The organism is Anthropogastromicrobium aceti, assembly GCF_020687335.1.
GTDB lineage: Bacteria > Bacillota > Clostridia > Lachnospirales > Lachnospiraceae > Anthropogastromicrobium > Anthropogastromicrobium aceti.
In genome coordinates this window covers 1-26,034 of sequence record NZ_JAJEQN010000018.1, presented here as the reverse complement: position 1 = coordinate 26,034, position 26,034 = coordinate 1, and the positions used below count along the sequence as shown (strand labels likewise).

Below are 26,034 nucleotides of genomic sequence, written 5' to 3'. Positions count from 1 at the left end.
GTCTTCTTGTCAATACTAATTTCAAAACTAATCAACGGATGATAATAAAACACCAAATTGGCAGTCATATTCTTCGTTTGCCCATTCGATTATGCGGCCGTCTCTTTTTCGTGTGAGCTGAAGAAATAATTTTGTTTGCTGTGATTTCTGCGTCCATACTTCTTTCGGAATGTGACATTCTATAACAGTATCTGTGCCGCTGTTCCATGTGCTCGGATCACTTTTGATTTCGAAGGCTCTGATGTTTTTGTTGTTTTTTGTAAGAATCAGTCTGCAAACTACCTCTTCGCACATATTGGCAAAGCCGGTATTTTTAATTGTGAATGTAATGACGTTTTCAGAGATCTGGTTTTGTGTATCTTGTGTCTGCTTTTTCTTTTCCGGACTGACACATGATATCTTAACCTGTGTGACAGTAAATCGGTATCCCATATGACGTCCAATATAGTCATATTCGCTTATCTCTTCGCCATTCCACATAATACGATGTGCCTTCCAGTCATCTAGTACTTCTTTACTGTAGATACTATTTAGGTAGCTGACATGCATCTTTGCAAGGTCTGCCACTACCTGATTCCAGTCAAGTGTCCTTTGTGGGTAATCTGTATTGCCTGGGCTTTCTGATACCGTGTTCATCCCGCCAAGCACCTCTCCTCCGCAAAAGCTTTGCTGCATAAAGCTTTGCTGCCATGAAAGCTCGTCTTCACGTGCCCAAGGTGTCTTTTCTCTTTCGCTGTTTTCAGACAATGCACTTTTGCGTATTGTGCCGTATGTGCCTAGATCTGTCTCTGAGCCAAATATAGCGTCATTAAAGAGTGTGAAGTTTGTATTAGATGCTGTCTTTTGGCAGCTAAGCTGCCTTAATTGTACCGGCTTTCTGACTGCGATAGGGCAACTGCCTTTAGTGGCCTCTAAAAATGTATCAGATAGTTCTTTCATTCGTGCTTCACTTAGAAATTTGGAGCCATGCATCTCGCCCCAGCTGCCGACAAAAAGTCCCTGATGAACTAGAATCTTTCCAGGCAGACTCTCCTTTTTGCTCATGTGCTCACATATGATGCTTCCTAACTGCTTCATGTGACTTTTGACGATTTTGATTGATGATGGCTCATTTTCCATTCCTCGTCCGTTTGTATCGTAGACGATGCGAAGGATTATTCCTTTGTCATGCTGCTCAAAGAAGGTGAGGATACTAGAAAAATATTCAAGTGCTTCTTTTGGAATTTGCTCACAGCCACGAAACGCATGAATATCAATGAGAAGAAGAACAAGTTCTTCTTCCTCACAATCTATGTAAAGAAAGTTTTCTTTTGAGAGATCAAAGGTGTAAATATGATACCAGCCACAGCCTGGATTTTTAAGAGCACGCGTGCTCTCTTTTAGTTGTATGTCTGCGTCTTTGTTTTTGTCAAAGGCAAGATGTTTTTTCAGCCATTTTATCACTTTCTTTCCCCCGGATATCTTTTTTTCCATGAAGAAGGATACCATACTTACTTTTTTTAATCAACAAATTATGATTTTAATTATGCTATTTATAAAAAAAGGATAAAATATGTTAAGTTTAGATTAAATTCACACCTTGTCGTTTGATTTTTTTTGTGATACGCTTAGCAGGATAAAAATTTCTTTATCACATTTATCATTGACAGAGGCTGGGAGGTTATTATGGAATTGACTTCAGACGAATTTTTTGAGAGGCTGCTGTTATCTTACAGCGACTACTTTGACATCATCCGTGATACCTCTTACAAGGATCTTTCAGTTGCGGCTGAGGCTGCTTTTCATTCTTTTTCTGAAAAGTATGTCTTGGTCAAAAAAGCTCAGCTGTGGGCCGCTGAAGCTCACGAATATGTCTTCTTTATACGAACTGGCCATTTGGATGAGGAGACTTTTCGCACTTACAACGATGCACTGCTTGAGGAAGGCTTGTCACGTGTGGAACCGAAAAAGGACCACATGTACACCTATGTGTCTGTCGTTTTTCTGGCAGAGTCTATAGCCCCTGAAGTGCCTAAGCTTATTAAAAAGACACGCTGTCACAGAGACTATCGCATGTCGCTTTATGGTTGGATGGATTACCGTATCGCAGCATATGACTGTACTTCGAAAAGGATTTACACAAACTGGGCGGGACGACCGCTAAAGCAGACCCTCCTCTCTGTCACTAAAAAAAGGAGGAAACACAAATGAACGCAGTTGTACTTCTCGTAGTAGGCGTTGCCATTTTAGTTGCTGGTTACATCTTCTATGGCGGATGGCTGGCAAAGCAGTGGGGACTTGGTGAGAATAAGGAAGAGACTCCTGCTCACACAATGGAGGATGGTCAGGATTATGTTCCGGCTAAGGCTCCTGTCCTTATGGGACATCACTTTTCATCTATCGCTGGTGCAGGACCTATAAACGGACCTATTCAGGCCGCTGTTTTTGGCTGGATTCCTGTTATGCTGTGGGTTTTGATCGGCGGTATCTTCTTCGGTGCTACTCATGACTTTGGTGCATTATTTGCATCCTTAAGAAATAAGGGCCAGTCAATCGGTGAGATCATCGAAACTTCTATTGGCAAGCGTGCAAAGAGACTTTTCTTAACATTTGCTTACCTGACACTTATTCTTGTTGTAGCTGCATTTGCTTCTATCGTTGCAAATACTTTTAAAGCTACATACACCGCTGATGGTGCAGTTGATGTTGCAGCCAGCTCCGCAAATGCTTCTACTGCTATGATTTCTATTCTGTTTATCTTAGTCGCCATTGCTTTTGGTTTCTTTGTTTACAGAAAAAATGTACATATCGCAATCGCTACTGTAATCGGTGTTGCTGTTATCATTGCATGTATGGCAATTGGTCTTAACTGGCATCCGCTTTATTTAAGCGGTGATACATGGATGATCATTGTTGGTATCTATATTGCTATCGCATCTGTTACACCTGTATGGATTTTACTTCAGCCAAGAGATTATTTAAGCTCTTTCTTACTGTATGGCATGATGATCGTCGCTGTTATTGGAATCTTCGGTGCTCATCCGACTATTGATATTCCGGCTTTTACCAGCTTCGTTGATAAGGGTACTGTTGGTTCTGGTGTTTCTCTTGGAACTATGTTCCCGGCATTGTTTGTTACTATTGCATGTGGTGCAATCTCTGGTTTCCATTCATTAGTTGCTTCTGGTACTACTTCTAAGCAGCTTGATAAGGAAAATGATGCTCTTCCGATTGCATACGGCGGCATGTTAATTGAGTGTGTACTTGCAATCATCTCTGTATGTGCTGTTGGCTATATCTGGAGTGAGTATGTTCCAGGCGGAATCGTAACTCCTACCGCTGTATTTGCTACTGGTATCTCACGTATGTGCGCAAAGATTCCATTTTTAGCTGGTGCAGAGAGTGTTATCTACTCACTGTTAATCCTTGCTGTTTCTGCATTCTGTCTGACTTCACTTGATACTGCAACTCGTCTTGCTAGATATATGTTCCAGGAGTTCTGGTTAGCACCTGGTGAGACATACAAGGACGCTACAGGCATTAAGAGAGTTTTAACAGATCCATATTTTGCTACAATTATTACAGTAGTTCTTGGCATTGCACTTGGTATGACAGGTTATGCAAAGATTTGGGCATTGTTTGGTGCATCCAACCAGCTGCTTGCTGCACTTGGTCTGTTAGCTGTAGCTGCATGGCTTGGCAAAGTCGGCAAAAACAATAAGATGCTCATCTTCCCAATGGCATTTATGCTTATCGTAACAGTAATCTCACTTCTTCAGACCATCTACGCAAACGTCACAAACGCAGTCGATATGTGGAGCTGGATCCGTGCAATAATCGGAAGCTTACTTGTTCTTCTGTCACTCGTTCTTGCAAAAGAAGGCTGCCAGACATTGTTCAAGAAGAAGGCGTAATTGCTTCGTGTATGTTAAAAAAAGACCTCCCGAGGGAGGTCTTTTTTGTATTACAAATTACTTCTTGATTAACAAGCTCTTTCCTGTCATTTCTTTTGGCTGTTTCATTCCCATCAGCTCGATCAGTGTCGGTGCGATATCTGCTAAGCAGCCGCCTTCGCGTAAGGTGTACTTTGGATCTGCATTTACAAGGATGAACGGTACTGGGTTTGTTGTATGAGCGGTGAATGGCTCGCCTGTCTCATAGTCGATTAACTGCTCTGCGTTTCCGTGGTCTGCACAGATGAAGAGCTGTCCGTTTACTTCCTTGATTGCTGCTACTGCCTTTCCTACGCACTCGTCTACTGTCTCTACTGCCTTGATTGCTGCAGCCTGTACACCAGTATGACCTACCATATCCGGGTTTGCGAAGTTGATGATGATCACGTCATATTTCTCTGACTTGATTGCCTCTACAAGCTTATCGCATACCTGATATGCGCTCATCTCTGGCTGTAAATCGTATGTTGCAACCTTCGGGGACTTTACAAGGATACGATCCTCGCCCTCGTTTGGCTGCTCTACACCGCCATTGAAGAAGAAGGTAACGTGTGCATACTTCTCGGTCTCTGCGATTCTTGCCTGCTTTAAGCCATTCTCTGCTAAAAACTCACCGAAGGTATGGGTGATTTCTTCCTTATTGAATGCTACAAGCTTGTTCGGGATTGTTGTATCGTAATCGGTGAAGCAAACGTAGGTTACGTCTGGTCTTGCCGGTCCACGATCAAATCCTGTAAACTCGTTGTCGCAGAATACGTGTGTCATCTCTCTTGCACGGTCTGGGCGGAAGTTGAAGAAGATTACGGAATCCTTATCCTGAATCTTGCCTACTGCCTCGCCGTCCTTTGCTACTACTGTCGGTACAACGAACTCGTCTGTAACACCCTCATCGTAGGATGCCTGAATTGCGCATGCGCCGCACTTTGCCTGCTTGCCCTCGCCGAAACGAAGTGCACGGTAAGCCTTCTCGACACGATCCCAACGGTTATCTCTATCCATTGCGTAATAACGACCCATAACGGATGCTACCTGACCTACGCCAAGCTCTTCGCACTTGTCCATAAGTGCAGTTACATATTCCTTGCCTGATGCCGGCGGTGTGTCACGGCCGTCTAAGAAGCAGTGAATAAATACCTTGTCTAAGCCCTGACGCTTTGCAAACTCAAGCAGACCATAGATGTGGTTGATGTGGCTATGAACACCGCCATCTGATACAAGACCCATCAAGTGAAGTGCTGAACCATTCTCCTTGCAGTTCTTCGCTGCTGCGAGGAATGCCTCGTTTTCAAAGAAATCGCCGTCCTGAATGGACTTTGTAATGCGGGTCAGCTCCTGATATACGATGCGGCCTGCACCCATATTTAAATGACCTACCTCGGAGTTACCCATCTGGCCTTCTGGAAGACCTACTGCCATTCCGCTTGCCTGTCCCTCTACGAATGGGCAGTTTGCCATCAGATCGTCCATAACAGGTGTATTTGCCTGCTTTACAGCATTGCCTTCTACTTTGTCATTCAGGCCATAGCCGTCAAGAATCATTAATACGGTTGGTTTCTTCTTGCTCATAATATTCCTTTCGTGCCGGCATTCGCTTTCAAAAAGCTTTTACTCATTTCAAAAAAAGCCTTAGAAAGCGCTGGCTCTGCCTTACAAAAAGCAGAGCCAGAGCCGGAAATATTTACTTATTAATTACTTGTTGTAATTTACAATCTTTCCAAAATCCGGCTTTAAGGATGCGCCGCCTACAAGACCGCCATCGATATCCGGCTGTGCGAACAGCTCTGGTGCACTTGCTGCACTTACGCTGCCGCCGTACTGGATACGGATTGCTGCTGCAGTTGCCTCGTCATACACCTCTGCGATGCATGCGCGGATTGCGCCGCAAACTTCCTGTGCCTGCTCGGTTGTTGCAACCTTACCAGTTCCGATTGCCCAGATTGGCTCGTAAGCGATTACTGCGCTTGCTGCCTGCTCTGCAGTTACGTTCTGGAAAGCGATCTTGATCTGCTGACGGATCCAGTCGAGGGTGATACCCTGCTCTCTCTGAGTCAGAGTCTCTCCACAGCAGATGATTGGTGTAAGACCGTACTCGAAAGCCTTTAAAACCTTCTTGTTTACAGTCTCATCTGTCTCTGCAAAGTACTCTCTTCTCTCGGAATGTCCGATGATGACATACTTTACACCGATATCGGTAAGCATAGCCGGAGCGATCTCTCCTGTGTATGCACCCTTATTCTCAAAGTACATGTTCTCAGCACCAACCTGAATGTTGGTTCCCTTTGTTGCTTCCATAACCGGTACTAAATCGATAGCCGGTACGCAGAATACAACATCTACTTCGTCATTTACTACTAAAGGCTTTAATGTGTTTACCAGCTCTACTGCCTGAGAAGGTGTCATGTTCATCTTCCAGTTGCCGGCAATAATCTTCTTTCTTGCCATTTTTTTGTTCCTCACATTTCTTTTCTTTGATTTTCTTAAGCTTATCAATCCTTATCGTCAGCTGCTGCTACGCCTGGAAGCTCCTTACCCTCAAGGTACTCAAGGGAAGCGCCGCCGCCGGTAGAAATGTGGCTCATCTTATCAGCAAATCCTAACTGATTTACTGCTGCTGCGGAATCTCCGCCGCCGATGATGGTGATTGCATCTGTCTCTGCCAGAGCCTTTGCTACTGCAATGGTACCCTTTGCAAGAGTCGGGTTCTCGAATACGCCCATCGGTCCGTTCCAAACAACAGTCTTTGCGGACTTAACAGCCTCTGCGTAAAGCTCTGCTGTCTTAGTTCCGATATCAAGACCTTCCTTGTCAGCCGGAATCTGATCAGACGGTACTACAGTTACATCGATTGGTCCATCGATTGGATCCGGGAAGTTGTCAGCTACAGTGCTGTCTACCGGAAGAAGCAGCTTCTTGCCAAGCTTCTCTGCCTTCTCCATCATCTCCTTGCAGTACTCAAGCTTGGTATCGTCTACTAAGGACTTACCAATTTCCTTGCCCTGAGCCTTTAAGAAGGTGAATGCCATACCACCACCGATGATTAAGGTATCGCACTTCTCAAGCAGGTTGGAGATAACGTTTAACTTATCTGCTACCTTTGCTCCACCAAGGATTGCTACAAACGGACGAACCGGATTCTCTACAGCATTTCCTAAGAATGCGATTTCCTTCTCCATCAGATAACCAACTGCGTTTGTGCCGCCCTTAGCGCTGATGAACTTGGTAACGCCTGCTACAGATGCGTGTGCTCTGTGTGCGGAACCAAATGCGTCACATACATAATCGTCTGCTAAATCTGCTAACTCCTTGGAGAACTCCTCACCGTTCTTTGTCTCCTCAGCACCGCGGAAACGGGTATTCTGAAGAAGAACTACATCTCCGTCCTTCATTTCAGCTACAGCCTTTGTTGCAGCCTCGCCAGTTACGTGGTAATCGGATACGAATACAACCGGCTTTCCTAACTTCTCGGACAGTCTCTCTGCTACTGGAGCTAAGGACTCCTTCTCATTCGGGCCATTCTTTACCTTGCCTAAGTGAGAGCAAAGGATTACCTTTGCGCCGCCGTCGATCAGCTTCTGGATGGTCGGCAGTGCAGCCTTAATACGGGTATCATCAGTAATCTTGCCGTCCTTTAACGGTACATTGAAATCACAACGAACAAGAACTCTTCTTCCCTGAAGGTTCTTAAGATCGTCAACAGTCTTCTTTAACATGGAATTTTCTCCCTTCTGATTACGGGGCAGTTTGCTGCCCTCGTATTAAAAAGAGGCCCGGTCCTTTCAGACCGGACCCCGTAGGTCTTTGCGCTTAAGCGAAACTTATGCTAACTCAGCGAAGTACTTAATTGTACGAACCATCTGGCTAGTATAGGAGTTCTCGTTGTCATACCAAGAAACAACCTGTACCTGATACAGATCATCACCAAGCTTGGAAACCATAGTCTGGGTAGCATCGAACAGAGAACCAAATCTCATACCGATAACGTCGGAAGATACGATCGGATCAGTGTTGTAACCGAAGGACTCGGAAGCTGCTGCCTTCATAGCTGCGTTGATACCCTCAACGGTAACGTCGCTGCCCTTAACAACTGCAACAAGGATAGTGGTGGAACCTGTCGGAACCGGAACACGCTGTGCGGAACCGATCAGCTTGCCGTTTAACTCTGGGATAACCAGGCCGATTGCCTTAGCTGCACCAGTAGAGTTTGGAACGATGTTAGCTGCACCAGCACGTGCTCTTCTTAAGTCACCCTTTCTGTGCGGTCCATCAAGGATCATCTGATCTCCGGTGTAAGCATGGATGGTGGACATGATACCGCTCTGGATTGGAGCGTAATCGTTCAGAGCCTTAGCCATTGGTGCTAAGCAGTTTGTTGTACAGGAAGCTGCGGAGATGATGTTATCCTCAGCGGTCAGAGTCTTCTCATTTACAGAGTAAACGATAGTCTTCAGATCGTTTCCAGCCGGAGCGGAGATAACAACCTTCTTTGCACCAGCGTCGATATGAGCCTGTGCCTTAGCCTTGGAAGTATAGAATCCAGTACACTCAAGAACTACATCTACACCGATCTCTCCCCACGGAAGCTCAGCTGCGTTTGCCATCTTATAGATAGTGATCTTCTTTCCGCAAACTTCGATGTAATCGTCTCCTGCTACTACAGAATCAGCGTACTGATACTTTCCCTGTGCTGTATCATACTTTAACAGGTGAGCCAGCATAGCCGGGCTTGTTAAATCGTTGATTGCTACTACCTCATAACCTTCAGCGTTGAACATCTGTCTGAAAGCAAGACGGCCAATACGGCCAAAACCATTAATTGCAACTTTTACTGCCATGATTTTTAATTCCTCCTAAAGAAATTTATTAGATTATATTATCACATAATTGCTTTGTTAAAATATAATCAATTACTGATATTTTACCTTATCCCGACAAATATATCAAGTGTTTTTCTTTCTTTTTCTTGTTTTTTTTTTAATTAGTTGGTTTGGATTGACTTTTATATGTAGACAGCGTATTCTTTTTACTGAAACTTACGTTAAACTGAATTGCAAGGAGCATTTATTATGATAAAATCTGATTTTCATGTTCATACATCTTTTTCTACTGACTCGGATACGCCTGCCAGGGAGCAAATTGAAGCGCTTATTAATAAGGGGATTACTGAGATTTGCATTACTGACCATCACGATATTGGCTACACTGCGATTGAGAAGGCTGATGTGAATACATCTGAAAGTACAAATACAAATATTGAGTCTCGTCCGTTTCGTATTAATCCTTTTGCCTATTATGAGGCGATTCTTGGCCTGATTCCTGAGTATTCTGACCGTGCCCGTATCTCAATTGGCGTGGAGCTTGGTCTTCGCACTGATTATCACCACAGTATTGAGGATTTTGCTGAGGTTTGTGCATGGGATTTTATTATTGGATCTACTCATGTAGTGAATGGACTTGACCCTTATTATCCGCAGTACTGGGAGGGCAAGTCAAAGCAACAGGGCATTATGGAATATTATGAGGCTACTCTTGCCAATATCCGCAAGCTTGACTGTTTTGATGTGTATGGTCATATTGATTATATTGTGCGCTATGCGCCTAATCAGCGTGAGAATTATTCGATTCTTGATTATAAGGATATCATTGATGAGATTTTGAAGCTTTTGATTCAAAATGGAAAGGGAATTGAATGTAATACGGCTGGCTTTAAATATGGACTTGGCGTTCCAAATCCAGAAAATTATGTGTTAAAGCGCTATCATGAGCTTGGCGGTGAGATTCTTACTATCGGCTCTGACGGTCACAAGCCTGAACACACGGCATATGCTTTTGATAAGGTTCCTGCTATTCTAGAATCATGCGGTATCCGCTACTACACAGTATTTCATGACAGAAAACCGATAATGCTGCCATTATAAGTCTTGTTATAAGCTTTACATAAAAAACTCAGGAGTGATCACAAGATGATCTGTTCCTGAGTTTTTTACTGCGTTTTAAGATATCGTGGTACCAGATTGCTTATCAGTATTTTAATACTTTTGTTGCTGTGATAGCAAGTGCTCCTGGTCCGATATGGCATGCTACACTTAAGGACAGATGGTCGATGTAGATATCATGTTCTGGGTAGATTGCCTTTACTTCATCACGAAATTCCTCTGCTGCTGCTAAATTATCGGTATGAGCTATTGCGATATATATATCTTCTGGTGATGACTTTCCATCGAAGCGCTCCTCAATATCCTTTGCAATGGCATCGAGCATAGTGTTCTTTGCAATCTTGTAGGTACGTGCCTTTGAGTAGGCATCAAGCTTTTCACCCTGAATCTGTAAAACTGGCTTTAATCGAAGAATTGTTCCTAATGCTGCCGCTGCCGGTGTAATTCTTCCGCCTTTTTTAAGATAATGCAGCGTATCAAGCGTGATGTAGATGGTTGAGTCAAATTTTGTCTCCTCTAAGCGTTTCTGAATTGCCGCTGCATCGTATCCTGCCTCTGCCATACTCTTTGCATCAATAACTGACTGACGCTGCGTAACGGAGATACGCTGATTGTTGACTACATAGACCTTTCCATCATACTCTTCTTCCTGAGCCAACATAATTGCAGTCTGGCAGGAGCCGGAAAGTCCACTTGACATCGGAATATGAACGATCTGGTCATATTCTTGCAAAATTTTATCCCACAGATCTGTTACACTGCCTGGTGATGGCTGAGAGGTAGAAATATTTCCGCCCTCACGCAGTTTCTTGTAAAATTCTTCCTGTGTCAGCGTAATGTCCTCATAATAAGTCTCACCATCAATCTGAAATGGCATTGCAAGTACAAATACGCCTAACTCCTGTGCCTGTTTTTGTGTAATTCCGCTGTTACTGTCTGTAACAATAGCTATTTTCATAGTTTTCTACTCCTGTCTGATTTTGCATTTCTCTATTTCGAACTCCTGTTTGCTGATGTATTCATGTATAAACCAGTCAATGGCCTCATAAATTGTAACAATCAGTTTCAGGAGCCTTCCATGAGTTCTAAGACAAAAATCTTTGTCCTTAAATCCAGAAATTTAATCTGGACTGCCGTGATCGTTGTAATTGTTATTCTTCTTGCTATTTTGCTCGCAAGCGCCCTGCATCTGGATAAAAACCAGAGTCGTTCTTTTCCGAAAGACATAACTGAATCTGCTTCTTCTGCAATAGTATCAAGTCAGTCTTTTTCGGATACAGAAAGCTTCACACTTTCTGGTTCTTACATACCTGGAAGATACGCCGCATCTGTTGTTCTGGGCGGTGATACAGTTGATATTGTCGTGTGTGTGGACAAAAATCACATTAATTCGATTCGTGCCCACAACCTTGCTCAATCAGTTGCCACGCTGTATCCGCTCGTCCCTTCCGTACTGCAAAGTCTGGAATCACAGATTCTTTCTTCGCAGAGCTTGCAGGGCGTAACCTACTCTGACTCCTCACAGTACACGGCTTCGCTTCTTATTGATGCAATTACACGCGCACTTAAAAAGTCAGTTACTTACTGATCTCTAGCAGTTTTTCTTTCATCTGCTGCTCCATCTGTGCAAGCTGTGCCTGTGCCTGTCTGCGCTGTTCACGGCCTTCCTGCTGAATCTTTAAGATCTCGTTCATCGTGTCGATTAAGATGCCATTTGTCTGTCTAAGCGTCTCGATATCGACGATGCCGCGCTCTGATTCTCTTCGGATATCAACAGTTGTCTGCTTTAGCTTTTGCGCATTAGAAAGCAGCAGCTGATTTGTCATATCCGTTACTTCCTTTTGAGCCTTTGCCGCCTGTGCGGAATGATTCTCTCCCATTGCAATGACCATCTGATTTTTCCAGAGTGGGATTGTATTTACAATAGTGGACTGAATCTTTTCCGCCATGACGGTGTCGTTGCTTTGAACCATACGAATCTGAGGTGCCATCTGCAGTGCAACCATGCGAGTCAGCTCAAGATCATGAACTTTCTTTTCAAAGCGCTCGATCATAGATGAATAGTCGCTTACTGCCTGTGCATCCTCCTGTGTGCCGCTTGCAATGGCCTTTTGGCGCAGAGTCTCTAACTCTGTCTGTCTTGCCTTATCGACCTTCTTTTTTCCGGCAAGGATGTACATTGAAAGCTCCTTGAAGTAGGTCTGATTTAGCTGATACATCTGATCAAGCATTGCGGCATCCTGAATAAGCTGTACCTGATGCTTTGTGAGGATATCAACAATCTCATCAACCTTTCCCTCTGCCTTCTCGTAGCGTGCCTTAAGCGCCTCTAACTTTCCAGTTGATTTCTTGAAAAAACTTGCAAAAAATCCTTTTTCTTCCTCTGGCTCTCCTGTCTGCTTTAACTCGCTTACTAAGCTTGCCAGCATGGTTCCTGTCTCGCCAAGATCCTTTGAACGGACATTCTCAAGCGTTTTGTCAGAAAAATCTGCGATCTTTTTTTGTGCACCTGCACCGTACTGAAGTACAAGTGTTGAATTATTCAAATCTATTTTCTCTGCAAATGCCTCTACCTGCTTTTTTTCCTGCTCGCTTAACAATGCTTCTTCTTCGTAAATTGGCTCTGGCTTTGGCATTTCCTGCTGTGGCGCCGGCGCTTCTTTTTTTGTCTCTGTAAATGGTTCAAATGTCAGCGTTGGCACTGCCTGATCTAATTTTAACTCTTCTTCCATAAGTATCCTCCCATCTGGTTACATATGAAGCCCGTCATCGACTAACCCCTCTTGTGACAGCAGAGTCTTCAGCACAGCAATATCTGTCTGAATCTTCATGCGGTCATCTTCGTAAAGGCTGTCGAGAAGCTTGTCAAACGCGTCGTTGATTGTGTCTAGCGCATTCTCTATCTGCGCCTTGGACTCTCTTGCTTTGTCTGTATCAATCCTGTCAAGATCACGGTATCTTGTTACAAGGCTCATCGTATTTGGCAGGTAATATTCGGTAAATCTCTTTATGGAGCCAATCTTCTCTGGTGTCTTTTGGACACTCAGATAAATCAGTCCAATGACCTCCTCTAAGTGACTTAACTTTTCACTTATCACTGGCTGCGGCAGTTCATCGTTTATCTGGCGAATCTGCTTTATATATTCCATTCCCACTCTAACTGCTTCTCTCACCTCTTTATTGCCTGCCTGCTGCTCTTCCTCGCGTCTGGCATTCTCCATCTGCTGTTTTGAATGCAAATACAGTTCATAAGTCTCATCATCAAGAATCAGACATGACTTCTCATCATCCATATGGCCCTGCAGAAAATATCCCTGTGAAATCATGCGCTCTAGTTCCTTCTGCACCTTTTTCTCAGGAAGACCGACAGCACCGCTTAAGCTTCGCACGGCGCAAAGTGCCTTTGTGCCAATGCACCTTTTATAGCGCTCAAAGCGACTTATACGTCCTAAGCGGTCGCAGCCATTTTTTAACAATATGCCAAAGGCAATGGCAAACGGCAGGAAACCTAAAAAGCCACAGCTTGTCACAAGCGGCTGTCTTCCGATCAGTCCTAGTACAAGCAGTATAAATGCCGGCAGGCCGAAGCCTGCTGTGCCAATTCCGCCAAAGGTGCACATCAGTATGCCTGATACCTTTCCAGGTGTCTTTTTGGTAAACCTAAGCTCTAGCTTTTCTTTGTCGGTCTTTTCATAAACATTTCCCTTTTTATTTCCCTGACCATTTTTTCCGGTAAATGCTCCTACCGTCTCCTGCATGATATGATCGGCTGTCGATGAAATTTTCTCGCTTAATCCTGAAAAATCCATTGATTCCATAGCCGAGTTCACGGCATCTGTGACGGTATCACATATACTTTGTCCAAACTTTGAGAAGTCATTCTCGTCCATACTTATTTTCCCTTCATTTACGCAATGATATCAAAGAGCGGTTTGCATGCCGGATAGATCTGCTTAAACTGCTGATAACGCTCCTCGTATTTTGCTGCAAGTACCGGATCTGGCTCTACAGTATCGATTACCTTTACGATCTTTCCTGCTGCTTCCTCTACAGATGCGTACTCACCGCATGCAACTGCTGCAAGCATTGCACCGCCAAGGCCTGGACCTTCCTCGCTCTCGATGACATCTACGCTGATATTTAAAATATTAGCGATCATCTTCTTCCACAGTGGGCTCTTTGCTCCGCCTCCGCAGATCTTTGTGCGCTTAATGTCGATTCCAAGTGATTTTGCTACCTCAAAGGAATCTCTAAGTGCAAATGCAACACCCTCTAAAACTGCCTGTGTCATATCGGCTCTTGTAGTGTCCATTGTCATGCCGATAAATGTTCCTCTTGCCTTTGGATTGTTGTGCGGTGAACGCTCGCCCATCAGATATGGCAAAAAGTATACATGGTTTTCTCCAAGCTTTGTAATATCAGCCTGCTCTTTTGCAAATTCTTTTGTCTGAAGAATTTCTTCCATCCACCACTTGTTGCATGATGCTGCACTTAACATGCAGCCCATCAGATGGTATGTGCCGTCTGCGTGTGCAAATGCGTGAAGCGCATTGTTGCTGTCCACACGGAAGTTTTTAGAGGAGATAAAAATAGTTCCGCTTGTTCCAAGGGAAATGTTGCATCTGCCCTCTCCTACTGTTCCTGTTCCAACTGCCGCTGCCGCATTGTCTCCTGCTCCTGCTGCAACTGCTACATGATCTGTAAGGCCAAGCTCTTTTGCCAGATCTTCCTTAACACAGCCTACCTTCTCGTAGCTCTCGTAAATTCCAGCTAACATGTCCTCTGTAATTCCACAGATTTCACACATTTCTTTTGACCAGCAGCGATTCTTTACATCAAATAAAAGCATACCTGATGCATCTGATACATCGGTGCAGAATACGCCTGTCAGACGATATGCCAGGTAATCCTTTGGCAGCATAATCTTTTTGATGCGTGCAAAATTCTCTGGCTCATGCTTCTTCACCCACAGAATCTTCGGTGCTGTAAAGCCTGCGAATGCAATATTGGCTGTGTACTCAGAAAGCTTATCCTTTCCGATTACATTATTTAAATAATCAGTTTCTTCTGTTGTACGTCCATCATTCCAAAGAATAGCCGGACGGATAACATTGTCGTTTTCATCAAGAATAACAAGACCGTGCATCTGTCCGCCAAAGCTGATTCCTGCAACCTTTGTTGTGTCGAAGCCGTTTACAAGTTCCTTGATTCCTGCGATCATCTGATCATACCAATCATATGGATTTTGCTCAGACCATCCCGGATTTGGGAATGAGAGCGGATACTCCTTTGATACGATGTTGCAGATTTTGCCGTTTCCTTCCATCAAAAGAAGCTTGATAGCTGATGTTCCAAGATCAATTCCAATATAATACATAATCGTTTCCTCCAAATACTTTGTTCCCTTTTTATTTTAATCTTTGACAACAGTGCCTGCTGCCTTTTCACCGATATAAATCGTATAGCTGCCTTGATGAACACGCTTTACGCCATCATCATCACAAAGTCCAAATGCTTCCTCTGGCAGCGTAATGTGAACTGTCTTTGTCTCACCTTTTTTAAGAGCTGCCTTTGCGATTCCCTTTAACTGCGGATTTGGTGTTCCTTCGCGTTCTGCCTTTACATATACTAAGACGGTCTGAGTACCATCCATCTGTCCAATATTAGTTACATCTGCTGTGACTTCAACACCATCTGGTGTAACCTTTTGTGTGCTAAGCTTCACATTGTCAAGCGAAAACTCTGTATATGACAAACCATATCCAAACGGATAAAGCGGCTTATTTTTCATGTAACGGTATGTGCGACCTTCCATGCTGTAATCTGTAAATTCCGGCAGTTCTTCGCTTGTGCGGTAGAAAGTAACCGGAAGACGTCCTTCTGGGCATGCATCGCCAAAGAGTACCTGTGCGATTGCATTTCCGCCTTGTGCACCAGGATACCAGCACTGCATAATGGCATTTACATGCTCATCTGCCCATGTCAGATCCATTGCACTTCCTGTCAGAACAAGAAGGATTACTGGCTTGCCGCTCTCGTATGCCACTTCAAGTACTTCATTTTGAAGACCTGGGAAACGCAGATCAAGCTTATCACCGCTTGAAAACTCATTTCCTGTATCGCCTTCCTCGCCTTCAAGGCTGGCATCAAGACCAAGGCAGACAACTACTACATCACTTTCCTTGCAAACACCCTTCACCTCTGCAAAACGGTCACGGCTCTGAGTCAGATTGCTGCTTCTGTCCTTGTAAAGATGGCATCCTTCTGAATAAACAATGCGCATCTTCTCGCCGTCTGCTCTTGGATGCTCCTTTGCATAATCCTCAAGGCCTTCCAAGACTGTCACATAGCGTGATGCAGTTCCCTCATAATTTCCTACTAATGCCATGCGATTGTCGGCATTCGGTCCAATGACACCGATTGTATGGATCTTTTCTTTATCAAGCGGAAGCATCTGATCATTTTTTAACAGCGTCAGACATCTTTTTGCTGCTGTGAGGTTTAATTCCTGCATCTTCGGTGAATCAACTACTGAATAAGAAATCTTATTGTATGGATTATCGTCTGCCTTGTCAAATACGCCAAGCTTCATGCGTGTTGTAAAAAGATTGACAAGTGCCTCGTCAAGACGTTCTTCCTTTACAAGACCGTCGCGAACAGCATCAAGAAGATAAACAAACAGCGTACCGCAGTTTAAATCACAGCCATTATTCATTGCCAATGCAACAGATTCCTCTGCATTCTTTGTTACATTATGACCTTCATAGAAATCTTTAATTGCCCAGCAGTCTGATGTAACGTGACCCTCAAAGCCCCACTCATCACGCAAAATATCTTTTAATAAAGTCTTGCTTCCACAGCATGGCTCTCCGTTTGTACGGTTATAAGCGCCCATGACAGCCTCGACTTTACCCTCTTGTACACATGCTTTGAAGGCTGGAAGATATGTCTCATAGAGATCTTTCTTAGACACCTCTGCATTAAAATAATGACGCATACCCTCTGGTCCGCTGTGAACAGCAAAATGCTTTGCACATGCTGCCGTCTTTAGATATTTTTCGTCATGGCCCTGCATTCCCTCGATGTAACGCACTCCAAGACGTGATGTCAAATACGGATCCTCACCGAATGTTTCATGGCCTCTGCCCCATCTTGGATCACGGAAAATATTTACGTTTGGTGCCCAGAAGGTCAGGCCCTTGTAAATATCATGATCTCCAAACTCCTGCTGCATGTTAAATTTTGCACGCGCCTCTGTAGATACGGCATCACCAATCTGCTCCATGAAATCTTCATCAAACGTTGCTGCCAAACCGATTGCCTGTGGAAAAACTGTTGCTGTGCCGGCTCTTGCAACACCGTGCAGAGCCTCATTCCACCAGTTGTAAGAAGCAATTCCAAGGCGTTCAATTGCTGGTGCGTTATAAAGTGTCTGATATACCTTCTCCTCAAGTGTCATTTGTCCAATCAGCTCTTTCGCGCGTTCGCGAAGCTGTTTAAGACGTTCCTCATTGTGTACTAAATCGTTCATTTTCATATACCCCTTTCATATTTAATAGTAATTAATATGGGCGGATTTCATCTTCGCTGTCATCCCCGTCAGTGATTGAACGTATCACTGCGTAGTAACCCATCTTTTCATTGACCTTTACATAGACACGATCACCCTCTCTATGACCATTAATTGCTTTTCCGAGTGGTGATTCAATGCTGATTTTTCCCTCAATAGAATCACAACGCACAGAAGTCACAAGTTTAAACTTCTGTACTTCTTCCATTTCTTCGATGTAAAGCTCAATTGTTTTATTTAAACCTACGACGCCTTCCTGTGATTCATCAGAAATAACGGTAGCGTTTTTTAACATTCTCTCTAAATAGCGAATGCGACTCTCATTTTTGTTTTTATCCTTTTTTGCCGCATAATACTCAAAATTCTCACTGAGATCGCCCTGCGCTCTTGCCTCTGAAACAGCTTCAATCGCCTCTTTTCTTACAACGAGTGTGCGGTACTCTATCTCTTTTTTGATTTTATCGATATCTCCCTGCGTTAAACGTTCTCCCATGTGAATTTCATGTCCTTTCTATACACCGAGTTGGCGTATTATTAAATTTCCTACTCATGAATAATATTCAGTGCTTTTGCACCTGTCGCCTTGATAAAATCCTGCGGTGAAAGCTTTAGCTGAACTCCAAGCTTTCCGGCACTGACGCATATATATGGGCAGTCAAGCGCACTCTCGTGGATAATGGTTGGATATTCCTTTTTCATGCCAAGGGCAGTACAGCAACCGCGAATATAGCCTGTGACGGCGTTGATGTCCTTCACATGGATCATCTCAACTGACTTTTCATTCACTGCCTTTGCACACTCCTTTAAGTTTAGTTCTTCCTCGATTGGAAGAACAAATACACTATATCCCTTGCTCTTTCCCTGAAGAACGAGTGTCTTAAAGCAGTTCTCATGTGGAATCCCAAGTGTATCTGCTGTGTGTATTCCATCTATAAATTCATCACACTGGTATGACAGCACCTCATAAGAAATCTTGAGGCGGTCAAGTATGCGCATTGCATTCGTTTTTGGTATCTTTTCTTTTGCCATTGTTGTCTTCCTTTCTGCTTATATATTTCTGTCGTAGTCCCGTAGGCAAAATATTTAATCAGTTGCTGTTTTTTACAAATCTGCTTAGCATAACAGCGCCTGCTGCAAACATAAAGATCGCGATAAACTGTGATGTTGACAATACACCAACAGATCCTCTTGGATCGTTTCTTAAAAATTCAATAAGAAAACGGCCCACTGCATAAAGCATCAAATATACGGCTGTAACAATTCCTGATGTCTTTTTCTTCTTTTTGTAAAGCGTTCTCTGCAAAATAAAAAGAATTATTGCAAATATAAAGTCTCCTGCTGCTGAAAACAGCTGTGTTGGAATAAGCGATACACCTGCCGGTGCAAGACAATCTGCCGGAAATGTGACACCATACCATGCGGATGTCTCTTTTCCATAGCAGCAGCCTGCAAGAAAACAGCCGATGCGTCCGCACCCTTGTGCAAATGCTACACCTGGCACTGCACAGTCAAGATAAGGTAAGAAGGAAAGCTTCTTTATTCTGGTGTAAATTAACGGGCTTAAAAAGCCTGCAATCAGGCCTCCGTACACAACAAATCCTTCTCCAAAATTAAGAAGAATAGAAGGATCTGCAATAATTGAAGGAAACTCTACAATATAGTAAAGCAGCTTTGCACCTATAATACCGCCCACTATTCCTACTAGTCCCATGGAAAAAAGTGCATCATCATCAAGACCGGAGCGCTTTGCAAGGAAACAGCCTATCGTAAATGCACAGATAATTCCTACTGCAATCATAAAGCCATATCCATAAACGTGAAACGGCCCTATGGAAAATAAAATACTATGCATCCTGATCTTCCTCCTCATACTCTGTTCCTGCTTTTTTGCGGTATATCAGCCAGGCAGCAGCTACTAAAACGACAAATCCTACACCATGAACGGTATCATTTTTTGCCGCTGGAATTAACCTGATTATGACAAGCTGATATAATACTTCCCAGATGGCAAGTGCCGGTATGATAAACAGTATAAGCTTCGCTTCAAAACGATCTTTCATACACAATTCCTTTCACAATTCCTTTCTTTTTTGACTAGTCTCATAATAGCACAGCATCTTTCAACCGTCAAGGCAACATGAAAAAGGTTGTAAATTAAAGGCAGACAATGTGCTGTCTGCCCTTAATTTTTACTGTTCGTATTCGTCTGAATCAGATTTTTGTGGATCCTCTGGTGTATTTGATGCTATCTTTGCACCGACAATGCTTGATAATAATGCCTTTACATCGATTCCCATTCCCTGTGCCAGTCCTTCTGTTACCTGTGTAGTACTGTTTATGATATCCTGGAGCATCTTTGCACTGTTTCCTTCACCATACATGGTGATCTTATCTACCTTGGACAGCGGCTCTGCAACGTTCTTTGCAATTTCTGGAAGTGCCTGCATGATCATCTCGATAATTGCGGCCTCTCCATATTTTTTCATTGCCTCTGCCTTCTTATCTATACCTTCGGCCTCTGCTGTTGCCTTTGCACGAATTGCTTCTGCCTCTGCAAGACCAGTTGCACGGATACCTTCTGCTTCCTGCTCTCTGGCAAATCGAACTGCCTCTGCCATGGCTTTCTTTGCCTCTGCATCCTGCTGCTGCTCGAACTTCTTTGCTTCTGCCTCTTTCTGGCGCTTGAACAGCTCTGCCTGTGCCTGCTGCTCTTCACGGTAACGATCTGCATCTGCCTTTGCTCGGATTTCTGCATCAAGGCGCTGTCTTGCAATCTCAACCTCTTGCTTCTTTAACTCGGCATCACGCTCTGCTCTTGCAATCTGCGCGTTCACAGTCTCTGTCTCAATACTCTTTTGCTGTGACTGTGCCTGAATCTTGTAAGCAGCATCTGCCTCAGCCTTTTTATTATCAGATATAATCTTAAGTTCTGCCCTGCGAATCTCCAGCTCATTGTTTTTCTGTGCAATCTGCGTATCTGAAAGAACTCTCGCCTCATTTGCCGCCTTATCTGCCTCAGCCTGCGCGATAGCTATATCTCTGTCGGCCTGTGCCTTAGCTATGGCTGCATTTTTCTTAATGAGTGATGTATTGTCAGCACCAAGATCCTTGATCAAACCATTTTCGTCTGTTACATTCTGGATGTTGCATGAAATGATCTCAATTCCAAGCTTATCCATATCCTTTGACGCCTTCATCATAACCTGATCGGAGAATGAGTCTCTGTCAGTATTAATTACTTTTAATGACAAGGTACCGATGATCTCACGCATATTACCCTGAAGGGAATCCTGAAGATCAAGTGCAATATCGCCTGGCTTTTTATTTAAGAAGTTCTTTGCTGCCAGCTTAATTCCATCTGTTGTTGGATTGATTCTTACCTTTGCAACTGCATCCACATTTACATTAATGAAATCGTTTGTCGGAACAGACTGCTCTGTCTTAATATCAACTGTCATCTGTCCAAGATACAGCTTATCCATTCTCTCTAAAAATGGAATCTTAATGCCGGCACGTCCAATAAGTATCTTGCTTTCCTTTTTCAAACCGGAAATTATGTATGCCTGATCCGGCGGTGCCTTAACGTAGCCGCTCGCTAATATTGCAAGAATGGCTATGATTGCGATCACGACGATAATAATAGGAAGTGCTGCCGTGTCCAAAAATGATGATTGCTGTACTGCTGCCAATGCTGTTTTCATACTGTTGTCCTCTCTTTCTAGAATCCTCTTTGCTGCTATGCCCAACTGATGTGTCTGATCTGGTGATTTTTGTCTTAGTTGAAGTAACTATATTTTGCACGCAACTTTGCTGTAAGTTCTTCGACTCTTCTGATTGCCTCGGCTACTTTTCTTCTTGTCTCATTGATCCTTGACTGGACCAGATAGTCGGCTACCACTCCGTCAAAAAAGAAATCTGCAAAGCTTAAAAAATCACCCGTCTGTAACTGTATTGTATCATCTGCTGCGACATTACGCAATTCTTTTTGGAACTGTTGAAGATAATATCTTGCCTGTGAAAGATACTTCTCTGCTTTTCCCATTTTGGAATGCTTAATTAAATCGGTAAAAAATCCGCCTCCCAATAAATCGACAATTCCCCAGTTTCTTGCACTGTCTAGTTGCTCACTCGCTGCATACAGGCTTTGCAGGGCATTTTCTCCTGCTGTGAGAGCTTCTTGAATCTCTCTTTCCATCATGAAATCATTCATGTCTCTCCTTTCCGTGTGCCACGGTTAGGATAATAAAAAAGAGACCTCTACCACGGCACACACCGCAATAAAAGTCTCGCTTTCTCATTTGATACGGATGCTTATCGCATCGGCTGACGGTTTCAAACCCACCCCAAATATAGATATATGGGCGTTTCACTACTCCCCTTTATTTGCTTGACAAAATATTATCATACTTTTTATTTTCTGTCAAGAGATTGCTTCTTTATTAAAAAATGTATATACTTAAGATGACTACGCTCAATCACGGCACTAGCCAATAGTTTGAGAGAAAGGTGAAATTTTATGAGTTTAGCAATGAGAAATGAAGTCCCTGTTGAACTGACATGGGATCTTTCCCTGATTTATCCGACTGAGGAAGCGATGTACAGGGATGTTGAAAAAATGAAGGCTCTATGTGCTTCTATGGAGGAACGCTTTAAGGGAAAGCTGACAACGCCTGAAACTATTTGTGACTGCTTAAATGATCTTCAGGAGATGACTCGCCTGATGACACTGACTGGCAATTATACTGATCTGGCTGTTTCGGTTGATTATTATGACAGCCACAATCAAGAGAGAAATGACCGTGTAATGAATATAATTTCTGACATCAACAGCCGTTTAAGTTTTATCAACAGCGAAATTACCGAGCAGAGCGAAGAAACACTGAAGGCTTCTATTGCAATTGCCGGCGGCAGCCGCATCTATCTTGAAGACATACTTCGCCGTAAGCCGCATCAGCTGCATCCTGAGACAGAGCGCGCCTTGTCTGCACTTTCTCAGACCTTAAACACGCCTTATCAGATTTACAACATGACTAAGCTTGCAGACATGAAGTTTGATTCCTTCCATGCTAATAACAAGGATTATCCGCTTGGCTACTCCCTGTTTGAAGATGACTATGAATATGAATCTGACACACAAATCCGCCGCAGTGCTTTTGATGCATTCAGCAAGAAACTGGCTCAGTATGAGAACACAACTGCTGCCGCTTATAATTCACAGGTTCAGACTGAAAAGACAATGGCTACACTGCGCGGTTTTGAAAGCGTATTTGACAGTCTTTTGTTTGACCAGAAGGTAAGCCGCGAGCTTTATGACCGTCAGATCGATCTGATTACAACAAAGCTCTCTGTTCATATGCGCAAGTATGCACGTCTGTTAAAGAAAATTCACAAGCTGGATCGTATGACCTTTGCTGATTTAAAAATTTCCGTTGACCCTGAATATGATCCAAAGGTAACTATTGAGGGTTCTAAGGAATATATCGAAAAAGGTCTTTCCATCCTTGGACCAGAGTATGTAGATATGGTGCGTGAAGCTTATCGTGACCGCTGGGTTGATTTTGCAAAAAATCAAGGCAAGTCAACTGGTGGTTTCTGCGCAAGCCCCTACGGAACTAATTCCTTTATTTTGTTAAGCTGGAACGACCGCATGGCCGATGTATTTACACTGGCTCACGAGCTTGGTCATGCTGGACATTTCCGTGCCTGCAACAGCGCACAGTCCATCTTTGACACTGATGTATCTTCATATTTTGTTGAGGCCCCGTCCACTATGAACGAGCTTTTAATGGCGCATTATCTGCTGCAGTCAAATGATGACAAGCGTTTCCGCCGCTGGGTACTCTCCTGCCAGATCAGCAACACCTACTATCACAACTTTGTTACACATCTGATGGAGGCTGCTTATCAGCGCGAGGTATACCGTATTATCGACAACGGTGGCAGCGTTCAGGCTGATACATTAAGCAGCATCATGAAAAAAACTCTTCAGGATTTCTGGGGCGATGATGTAGAAATCTGTGATGGAGCCGAGCTTACATGGATGCGCCAGCCGCACTACTATATGGGTCTTTACTCCTACACATACAGCGCTGGACTGACTGTTGCCACACAGGTCTGCAAGCGAATTGAAAAGGAAGGTCAGACTGCTGTGGATGACTGGAAGAAAGTACTTGCAGCTGGAAGCACACTGACCCCTGTTGAGCTTGCCGCACTTGCAAAGGTAGATATCACAACAGATGCACCTCTTCTTGATACTATTGAGACAATTGGCGACATGATTGATGAAATCTGCCGTTTGACTGATGAGCTAGAGGAAGAAGACAAATAAATAAAATGGACTGGCTAACAGATAAATAATCTGCAGCCAGTCCGTTTTTAATTATAATTATTTTGATTAGCGCACTAGTTTTCCGCGCTTAATCATGTGAACAATATTAAGCTCTTCATCAAGAATAAGCAAATTTGCATACTTTCCTGCTTCTACATCGCCGTAATCATCTAATACGCCGATGCTTCTTGCCGGATTGTGAGTAGCAGCTTTTACTGCACTCGCAAATGGAATTTTCATTGTCTTAACTGCACAGCGAAGACAATTCATCAAATTAGTAACACTTCCTGCGATTGTAGCTGAATCAGATGCAAGTGTGGCAAGATTTCCCTTTACCTCTACCTGCTGACCACCTAAATCGTAGCAGCCATCCTCAAGACCGCAGGCTCTCATAGTATCACTGATCAAAATAACATGCTCATCTGTAAACAGTTTAAACGCAAGACGTACTACTGACGGATGAATATGAACATTATCGCAGATCAGCTCTACGTCAGCTTCAGCATCTGCTGCTGCTGAAAGCGGACCTGGCTTACGATGATGAATACCTGGCATTGCATTAAAACCATGTGTCAGATGATTGGCACCATGCTCAAATGCCTGCATTGCTGTATCGTAGTCAGTACAAGTGTGTGCAATAGATACGGATGCCACATGATCTTTGATTTTTTCTACAAAGTCAATTGCATTCTCTGTCTCTGGTGCAACATCACAGATTCGAATACGTCCCTTTGCACGCTCCTGCAGACGAAGAAGCATATCTGCATCTGGCTTTTGTACATAGTCAGAGTTCTGTGCACCAACACGGTTAGGATTGATAAATGGTCCTTCTAAATGAAGACCAACAAAATCTGCGCCCACAGGACTTTCATAATCTGCTGCAATGTCCATAATCTCAGAAAGCTTATCCTCTGGATATGTCATCGTCGCAGGACAGATCGCAAGAACACCTTCACTGCCCTCGTATTCCGCTATTTTATCAAAAGCTTCCTTTGAGGCATCACAGGTATCATATCCCACACAGCCATGGAAATGAACATCGAGAAGGCCTGGAATCACATACATACCTTTTGCATCAATGATTGTTTCATCTGAGCTTGACGACGTTTCTTTAGGCGTAACAGACGCAATGCGCTCGCCGTCTACTGTAACCTCTCCATCAAAAATCTGACCATTGCTGCAGATCTTTGCATTTAAAATTTTCATACTGTTTGCCTTTCTTTTGCTTACAGCTTGCAAAGAGACAATGCTGCCTCATCTGCAACGATTGTAACGTCCGGATGAATCTGAAGAATGGATGCCGGAACATATGGTGTAATTGGTCCAAATAATGTGTTCTTAACTGCTTCTGCCTTATCCTCACCACTTGCTACAAGAAGGATCTTCTTTGCCTGAAGGATAGTTCCGATACCCATTGTGTATGCCTGACGCGGTACATCTGCCTCTGACGCGAAGAAACGCTTGTTGGCATCGATTGTACTCTGTGTCAGATCTACGCAATGTGTTACCTGTGCAAAGCTGTCAGATGGCTCATTAAATCCGATATGTCCATTACGTCCAAGTCCAAGAAGCTGCATATCGATTCCACCAAGAGAGCGAATCTGATTTTCATAGCGACGGCACTCAAACTCGCTGTCCTCACAAGTTCCGTCCGGAATAAAGGAGTGATCAGGGCGAATATTCACACGATCAAATAAATGAGTATGCATAAAGTAATAGTAGCTCTGGTCGTTCTCTTTTGTCAGTCCGCGATACTCATCAAGATTAACAGTTGTTACCTCGGAAAAATCGATATCATTCTTATGATACCATTCTACCAACTGATCATAAATTCCGATTGGTGTTGAACCGGTTGCCAGACCTAATACACATTCTGGCTTGATAATTACCTGGGCAGAAATCAGATTTGCAGCCTTGCGGCTCATTTCCTTATAGTCCTTGGTACAATAAATTCTCATTGAAACTTCCTCCGTTTTCAAAAAAATAATATTTGTCTTTTTATTATATCATCAATACAAAGATAAGTAAACTGATATCTCGGTTTTTCAAAGCTAAAACCTTATCACTAGGTATATTACAAAAGCGGCTCCTGCTTTCGCAGAAACCGCTTATCAATAATGTACGCGAGAAGATTCGAACTCCCGGCCTTCTGATCCGTAGTCAGACGCTCTATCCAGCTGAGCTACGCGTACATATGGGGCCTATAGGGCTCGAACCTATGACCCTCTGCTTGTAAGGCAGATGCTCTCCCAGCTGAGCTAAGACCCCAAA

23 protein-coding genes and 2 tRNA genes are annotated in these 26,034 nt (G+C 43.5%); 5 read left to right on the top strand and 20 right to left on the bottom strand.

Annotation, left to right across the window (positions count from 1 at the left end; translation table 11 throughout):
* Positions 1-27: 27 nt before the first annotated feature.
* The gene (locus tag LKD48_RS08355; protein WP_308731732.1) at positions 28-1,473 is read right to left on the bottom strand and encodes a DUF4832 domain-containing protein; all 1,446 of its coding nucleotides are present in this window, start codon (positions 1,471-1,473) and stop codon (positions 28-30) included.
* Between the two features lie 192 nt (positions 1,474-1,665).
* Here LKD48_RS08355 and LKD48_RS08350 point away from each other — a divergent pair, with 192 nt between their 5' ends.
* Together LKD48_RS08350 and LKD48_RS08345 are read left to right on the top strand one after the other, a co-directional pair.
* Positions 1,666-2,190: a DUF8052 family protein gene (locus tag LKD48_RS08350; protein ID WP_066559490.1), complete on the top strand. Its 525-nt coding sequence runs from the start codon at positions 1,666-1,668 to the stop codon at positions 2,188-2,190.
* Positions 2,187-3,893, top strand: coding sequence for a carbon starvation CstA family protein (locus LKD48_RS08345; protein ID WP_308731731.1), 1,707 nt, complete (start codon positions 2,187-2,189; stop codon positions 3,891-3,893). The genes LKD48_RS08350 and LKD48_RS08345 overlap by 4 nt, the downstream gene beginning before the upstream one ends.
* A gap of 57 nt (positions 3,894-3,950) precedes the next feature.
* On the opposite strand, the gene gpmI is transcribed toward LKD48_RS08345, so the two are convergent.
* From gpmI to gap, 4 genes are all read right to left on the bottom strand, one after another.
* Positions 3,951-5,498 carry a 2,3-bisphosphoglycerate-independent phosphoglycerate mutase gene (gene gpmI / locus LKD48_RS08340; RefSeq protein ID WP_308731730.1) on the bottom strand — a complete coding sequence of 516 codons (1,548 nt, stop codon included), beginning with the start codon at positions 5,496-5,498 and terminating at the stop codon, positions 3,951-3,953.
* A gap of 123 nt (positions 5,499-5,621) precedes the next feature.
* Positions 5,622-6,374, bottom strand: coding sequence for a triose-phosphate isomerase (tpiA, locus tag LKD48_RS08335; RefSeq protein WP_308731729.1), 753 nt, complete (start codon positions 6,372-6,374; stop codon positions 5,622-5,624).
* A gap of 44 nt (positions 6,375-6,418) precedes the next feature.
* Complete coding sequence (locus LKD48_RS08330; protein WP_262538193.1) at positions 6,419-7,642, bottom strand: phosphoglycerate kinase; 1,224 nt, start codon at positions 7,640-7,642, stop codon at positions 6,419-6,421.
* Positions 7,643-7,747: 105 nt separating this feature from the next.
* The gene (gap, locus tag LKD48_RS08325) at positions 7,748-8,764 is read right to left on the bottom strand and encodes a type I glyceraldehyde-3-phosphate dehydrogenase (RefSeq protein ID WP_066559513.1); all 1,017 of its coding nucleotides are present in this window, start codon (positions 8,762-8,764) and stop codon (positions 7,748-7,750) included.
* A gap of 231 nt (positions 8,765-8,995) precedes the next feature.
* Between gap and LKD48_RS08320 the strand changes: the two genes are divergently transcribed.
* Positions 8,996-9,847 carry a histidinol-phosphatase HisJ family protein gene (locus LKD48_RS08320; protein ID WP_308731728.1) on the top strand — a complete coding sequence of 284 codons (852 nt, stop codon included), beginning with the start codon at positions 8,996-8,998 and terminating at the stop codon, positions 9,845-9,847.
* A gap of 103 nt (positions 9,848-9,950) precedes the next feature.
* On the opposite strand, the gene LKD48_RS08315 is transcribed toward LKD48_RS08320, so the two are convergent.
* Positions 9,951-10,823 (bottom strand): DegV family protein, encoded by an 873-nt coding sequence (locus LKD48_RS08315; RefSeq protein ID WP_262538196.1) that lies wholly within the window; start codon positions 10,821-10,823, stop codon positions 9,951-9,953.
* A gap of 120 nt (positions 10,824-10,943) precedes the next feature.
* On the opposite strand from LKD48_RS08315, the gene LKD48_RS08310 reads away from it, so the two are divergent.
* Positions 10,944-11,453 carry a hypothetical protein gene (locus LKD48_RS08310; protein WP_308731727.1) on the top strand — a complete coding sequence of 170 codons (510 nt, stop codon included), beginning with the start codon at positions 10,944-10,946 and terminating at the stop codon, positions 11,451-11,453.
* Here the strand turns inward: LKD48_RS08310 and LKD48_RS08305 are convergent.
* The 10 genes from LKD48_RS08305 to LKD48_RS08260 all read right to left on the bottom strand — a co-directional run bounded on the left by LKD48_RS08305 (position 11,443) and on the right by LKD48_RS08260 (position 21,645).
* Complete coding sequence (locus LKD48_RS08305) at positions 11,443-12,597, bottom strand: toxic anion resistance protein (protein WP_118615710.1); 1,155 nt, start codon at positions 12,595-12,597, stop codon at positions 11,443-11,445. The two genes, LKD48_RS08310 and LKD48_RS08305, sit on opposite strands and share 11 nt — an antisense overlap.
* An 18-nt stretch (positions 12,598-12,615) precedes the next feature.
* Positions 12,616-13,755 (bottom strand): 5-bromo-4-chloroindolyl phosphate hydrolysis family protein, encoded by a 1,140-nt coding sequence (locus LKD48_RS08300; protein ID WP_308731726.1) that lies wholly within the window; start codon positions 13,753-13,755, stop codon positions 12,616-12,618.
* Positions 13,756-13,772: 17 nt separating this feature from the next.
* Positions 13,773-15,242: a xylulokinase gene (gene xylB / locus LKD48_RS08295; RefSeq protein ID WP_227101470.1), complete on the bottom strand. Its 1,470-nt coding sequence runs from the start codon at positions 15,240-15,242 to the stop codon at positions 13,773-13,775.
* A 36-nt stretch (positions 15,243-15,278) separates the two neighbouring features.
* The gene (locus LKD48_RS08290; RefSeq protein ID WP_308731725.1) at positions 15,279-17,396 is read right to left on the bottom strand and encodes a glycoside hydrolase family 3 C-terminal domain-containing protein; all 2,118 of its coding nucleotides are present in this window, start codon (positions 17,394-17,396) and stop codon (positions 15,279-15,281) included.
* A 31-nt stretch (positions 17,397-17,427) separates the two neighbouring features.
* Complete coding sequence (locus tag LKD48_RS08285) at positions 17,428-17,928, bottom strand: GreA/GreB family elongation factor (RefSeq protein ID WP_227101468.1); 501 nt, start codon at positions 17,926-17,928, stop codon at positions 17,428-17,430.
* Positions 17,929-17,978: 50 nt separating this feature from the next.
* On the bottom strand, positions 17,979-18,464 hold the full coding sequence (gene ybaK / locus LKD48_RS08280) for a Cys-tRNA(Pro) deacylase (RefSeq protein ID WP_227101467.1): 486 nt from the start codon (positions 18,462-18,464) through the stop codon (positions 17,979-17,981).
* A gap of 58 nt (positions 18,465-18,522) precedes the next feature.
* Positions 18,523-19,287, bottom strand: coding sequence for a prolipoprotein diacylglyceryl transferase (lgt, locus tag LKD48_RS08275; protein ID WP_308731724.1), 765 nt, complete (start codon positions 19,285-19,287; stop codon positions 18,523-18,525).
* Positions 19,280-19,495 (bottom strand): hypothetical protein, encoded by a 216-nt coding sequence (locus LKD48_RS08270; RefSeq protein ID WP_118615718.1) that lies wholly within the window; start codon positions 19,493-19,495, stop codon positions 19,280-19,282. The genes lgt and LKD48_RS08270 overlap by 8 nt, the downstream gene beginning before the upstream one ends.
* 129 nt (positions 19,496-19,624) lie before the next feature.
* The gene (locus LKD48_RS08265; protein WP_308731723.1) at positions 19,625-21,136 is read right to left on the bottom strand and encodes a flotillin family protein; all 1,512 of its coding nucleotides are present in this window, start codon (positions 21,134-21,136) and stop codon (positions 19,625-19,627) included.
* Between the two features lie 74 nt (positions 21,137-21,210).
* Entirely contained in the window at positions 21,211-21,645 is a 435-nt protein-coding gene (locus LKD48_RS08260; protein WP_308731722.1) for a hypothetical protein, read from the bottom strand.
* Positions 21,646-21,951: 306 nt separating this feature from the next.
* Here LKD48_RS08260 and pepF point away from each other — a divergent pair, with 306 nt between their 5' ends.
* Complete coding sequence (gene pepF / locus LKD48_RS08255; protein ID WP_308731721.1) at positions 21,952-23,763, top strand: oligoendopeptidase F; 1,812 nt, start codon at positions 21,952-21,954, stop codon at positions 23,761-23,763.
* Between the two features lie 66 nt (positions 23,764-23,829).
* On the opposite strand, the gene nagA is transcribed toward pepF, so the two are convergent.
* From nagA to LKD48_RS08235, 4 genes are all read right to left on the bottom strand, one after another.
* Entirely contained in the window at positions 23,830-24,969 is a 1,140-nt protein-coding gene (gene nagA, locus LKD48_RS08250) for an N-acetylglucosamine-6-phosphate deacetylase (protein WP_066559541.1), read from the bottom strand.
* A 20-nt stretch (positions 24,970-24,989) separates the two neighbouring features.
* On the bottom strand, positions 24,990-25,721 hold the full coding sequence (gene nagB / locus LKD48_RS08245) for a glucosamine-6-phosphate deaminase (RefSeq protein WP_308731720.1): 732 nt from the start codon (positions 25,719-25,721) through the stop codon (positions 24,990-24,992).
* Positions 25,722-25,881: 160 nt separating this feature from the next.
* Positions 25,882-25,955 (bottom strand) — tRNA-Arg (locus LKD48_RS08240).
* A gap of 3 nt (positions 25,956-25,958) precedes the next feature.
* Positions 25,959-26,031 (bottom strand) — tRNA-Val (locus LKD48_RS08235).
* Positions 26,032-26,034 lie beyond the last annotated feature (3 nt).

What these genes read in the sequence shown, in the direction of transcription:
- gpmI (WP_308731730.1), bottom strand. Translation starts at nt 5,498, where the DNA reads ATGAGCAAGAAGAAACCAACCGTATTAATGATTCTTGACGGCTATGGC.
- LKD48_RS08260 (WP_308731722.1), bottom strand. Translation starts at nt 21,645, where the DNA reads ATGAATGATTTCATGATGGAAAGAGAGATTCAAGAAGCTCTCACAGCA.
- LKD48_RS08305 (WP_118615710.1), bottom strand. Translation starts at nt 12,597, where the DNA reads ATGGAAGAAGAGTTAAAATTAGATCAGGCAGTGCCAACGCTGACATTT.
- LKD48_RS08355 (WP_308731732.1), bottom strand. Translation starts at nt 1,473, where the DNA reads ATGGAAAAAAAGATATCCGGGGGAAAGAAAGTGATAAAATGGCTGAAA.
- pepF (WP_308731721.1), top strand. Translation starts at nt 21,952, where the DNA reads ATGAGTTTAGCAATGAGAAATGAAGTCCCTGTTGAACTGACATGGGAT.
- xylB (WP_227101470.1), bottom strand. Translation starts at nt 15,242, where the DNA reads ATGTATTATATTGGAATTGATCTTGGAACATCAGCTATCAAGCTTCTT.
- LKD48_RS08290 (WP_308731725.1), bottom strand. Translation starts at nt 17,396, where the DNA reads ATGAACGATTTAGTACACAATGAGGAACGTCTTAAACAGCTTCGCGAA.
- lgt (WP_308731724.1), bottom strand. Translation starts at nt 19,287, where the DNA reads ATGCATAGTATTTTATTTTCCATAGGGCCGTTTCACGTTTATGGATAT.
- ybaK (WP_227101467.1), bottom strand. Translation starts at nt 18,464, where the DNA reads ATGGCAAAAGAAAAGATACCAAAAACGAATGCAATGCGCATACTTGAC.
- nagB (WP_308731720.1), bottom strand. Translation starts at nt 25,721, where the DNA reads ATGAGAATTTATTGTACCAAGGACTATAAGGAAATGAGCCGCAAGGCT.
- LKD48_RS08265 (WP_308731723.1), bottom strand. Translation starts at nt 21,136, where the DNA reads ATGAAAACAGCATTGGCAGCAGTACAGCAATCATCATTTTTGGACACG.
- LKD48_RS08320 (WP_308731728.1), top strand. Translation starts at nt 8,996, where the DNA reads ATGATAAAATCTGATTTTCATGTTCATACATCTTTTTCTACTGACTCG.
- LKD48_RS08300 (WP_308731726.1), bottom strand. Translation starts at nt 13,755, where the DNA reads ATGGACGAGAATGACTTCTCAAAGTTTGGACAAAGTATATGTGATACC.
- LKD48_RS08270 (WP_118615718.1), bottom strand. Translation starts at nt 19,495, where the DNA reads ATGAAAGATCGTTTTGAAGCGAAGCTTATACTGTTTATCATACCGGCA.
- LKD48_RS08350 (WP_066559490.1), top strand. Translation starts at nt 1,666, where the DNA reads ATGGAATTGACTTCAGACGAATTTTTTGAGAGGCTGCTGTTATCTTAC.
- LKD48_RS08310 (WP_308731727.1), top strand. Translation starts at nt 10,944, where the DNA reads ATGAGTTCTAAGACAAAAATCTTTGTCCTTAAATCCAGAAATTTAATC.
- LKD48_RS08345 (WP_308731731.1), top strand. Translation starts at nt 2,187, where the DNA reads ATGAACGCAGTTGTACTTCTCGTAGTAGGCGTTGCCATTTTAGTTGCT.
- gap (WP_066559513.1), bottom strand. Translation starts at nt 8,764, where the DNA reads ATGGCAGTAAAAGTTGCAATTAATGGTTTTGGCCGTATTGGCCGTCTT.
- LKD48_RS08315 (WP_262538196.1), bottom strand. Translation starts at nt 10,823, where the DNA reads ATGAAAATAGCTATTGTTACAGACAGTAACAGCGGAATTACACAAAAA.
- LKD48_RS08330 (WP_262538193.1), bottom strand. Translation starts at nt 7,642, where the DNA reads ATGTTAAAGAAGACTGTTGACGATCTTAAGAACCTTCAGGGAAGAAGA.
- nagA (WP_066559541.1), bottom strand. Translation starts at nt 24,969, where the DNA reads ATGAAAATTTTAAATGCAAAGATCTGCAGCAATGGTCAGATTTTTGAT.
- LKD48_RS08285 (WP_227101468.1), bottom strand. Translation starts at nt 17,928, where the DNA reads ATGGGAGAACGTTTAACGCAGGGAGATATCGATAAAATCAAAAAAGAG.
- tpiA (WP_308731729.1), bottom strand. Translation starts at nt 6,374, where the DNA reads ATGGCAAGAAAGAAGATTATTGCCGGCAACTGGAAGATGAACATGACA.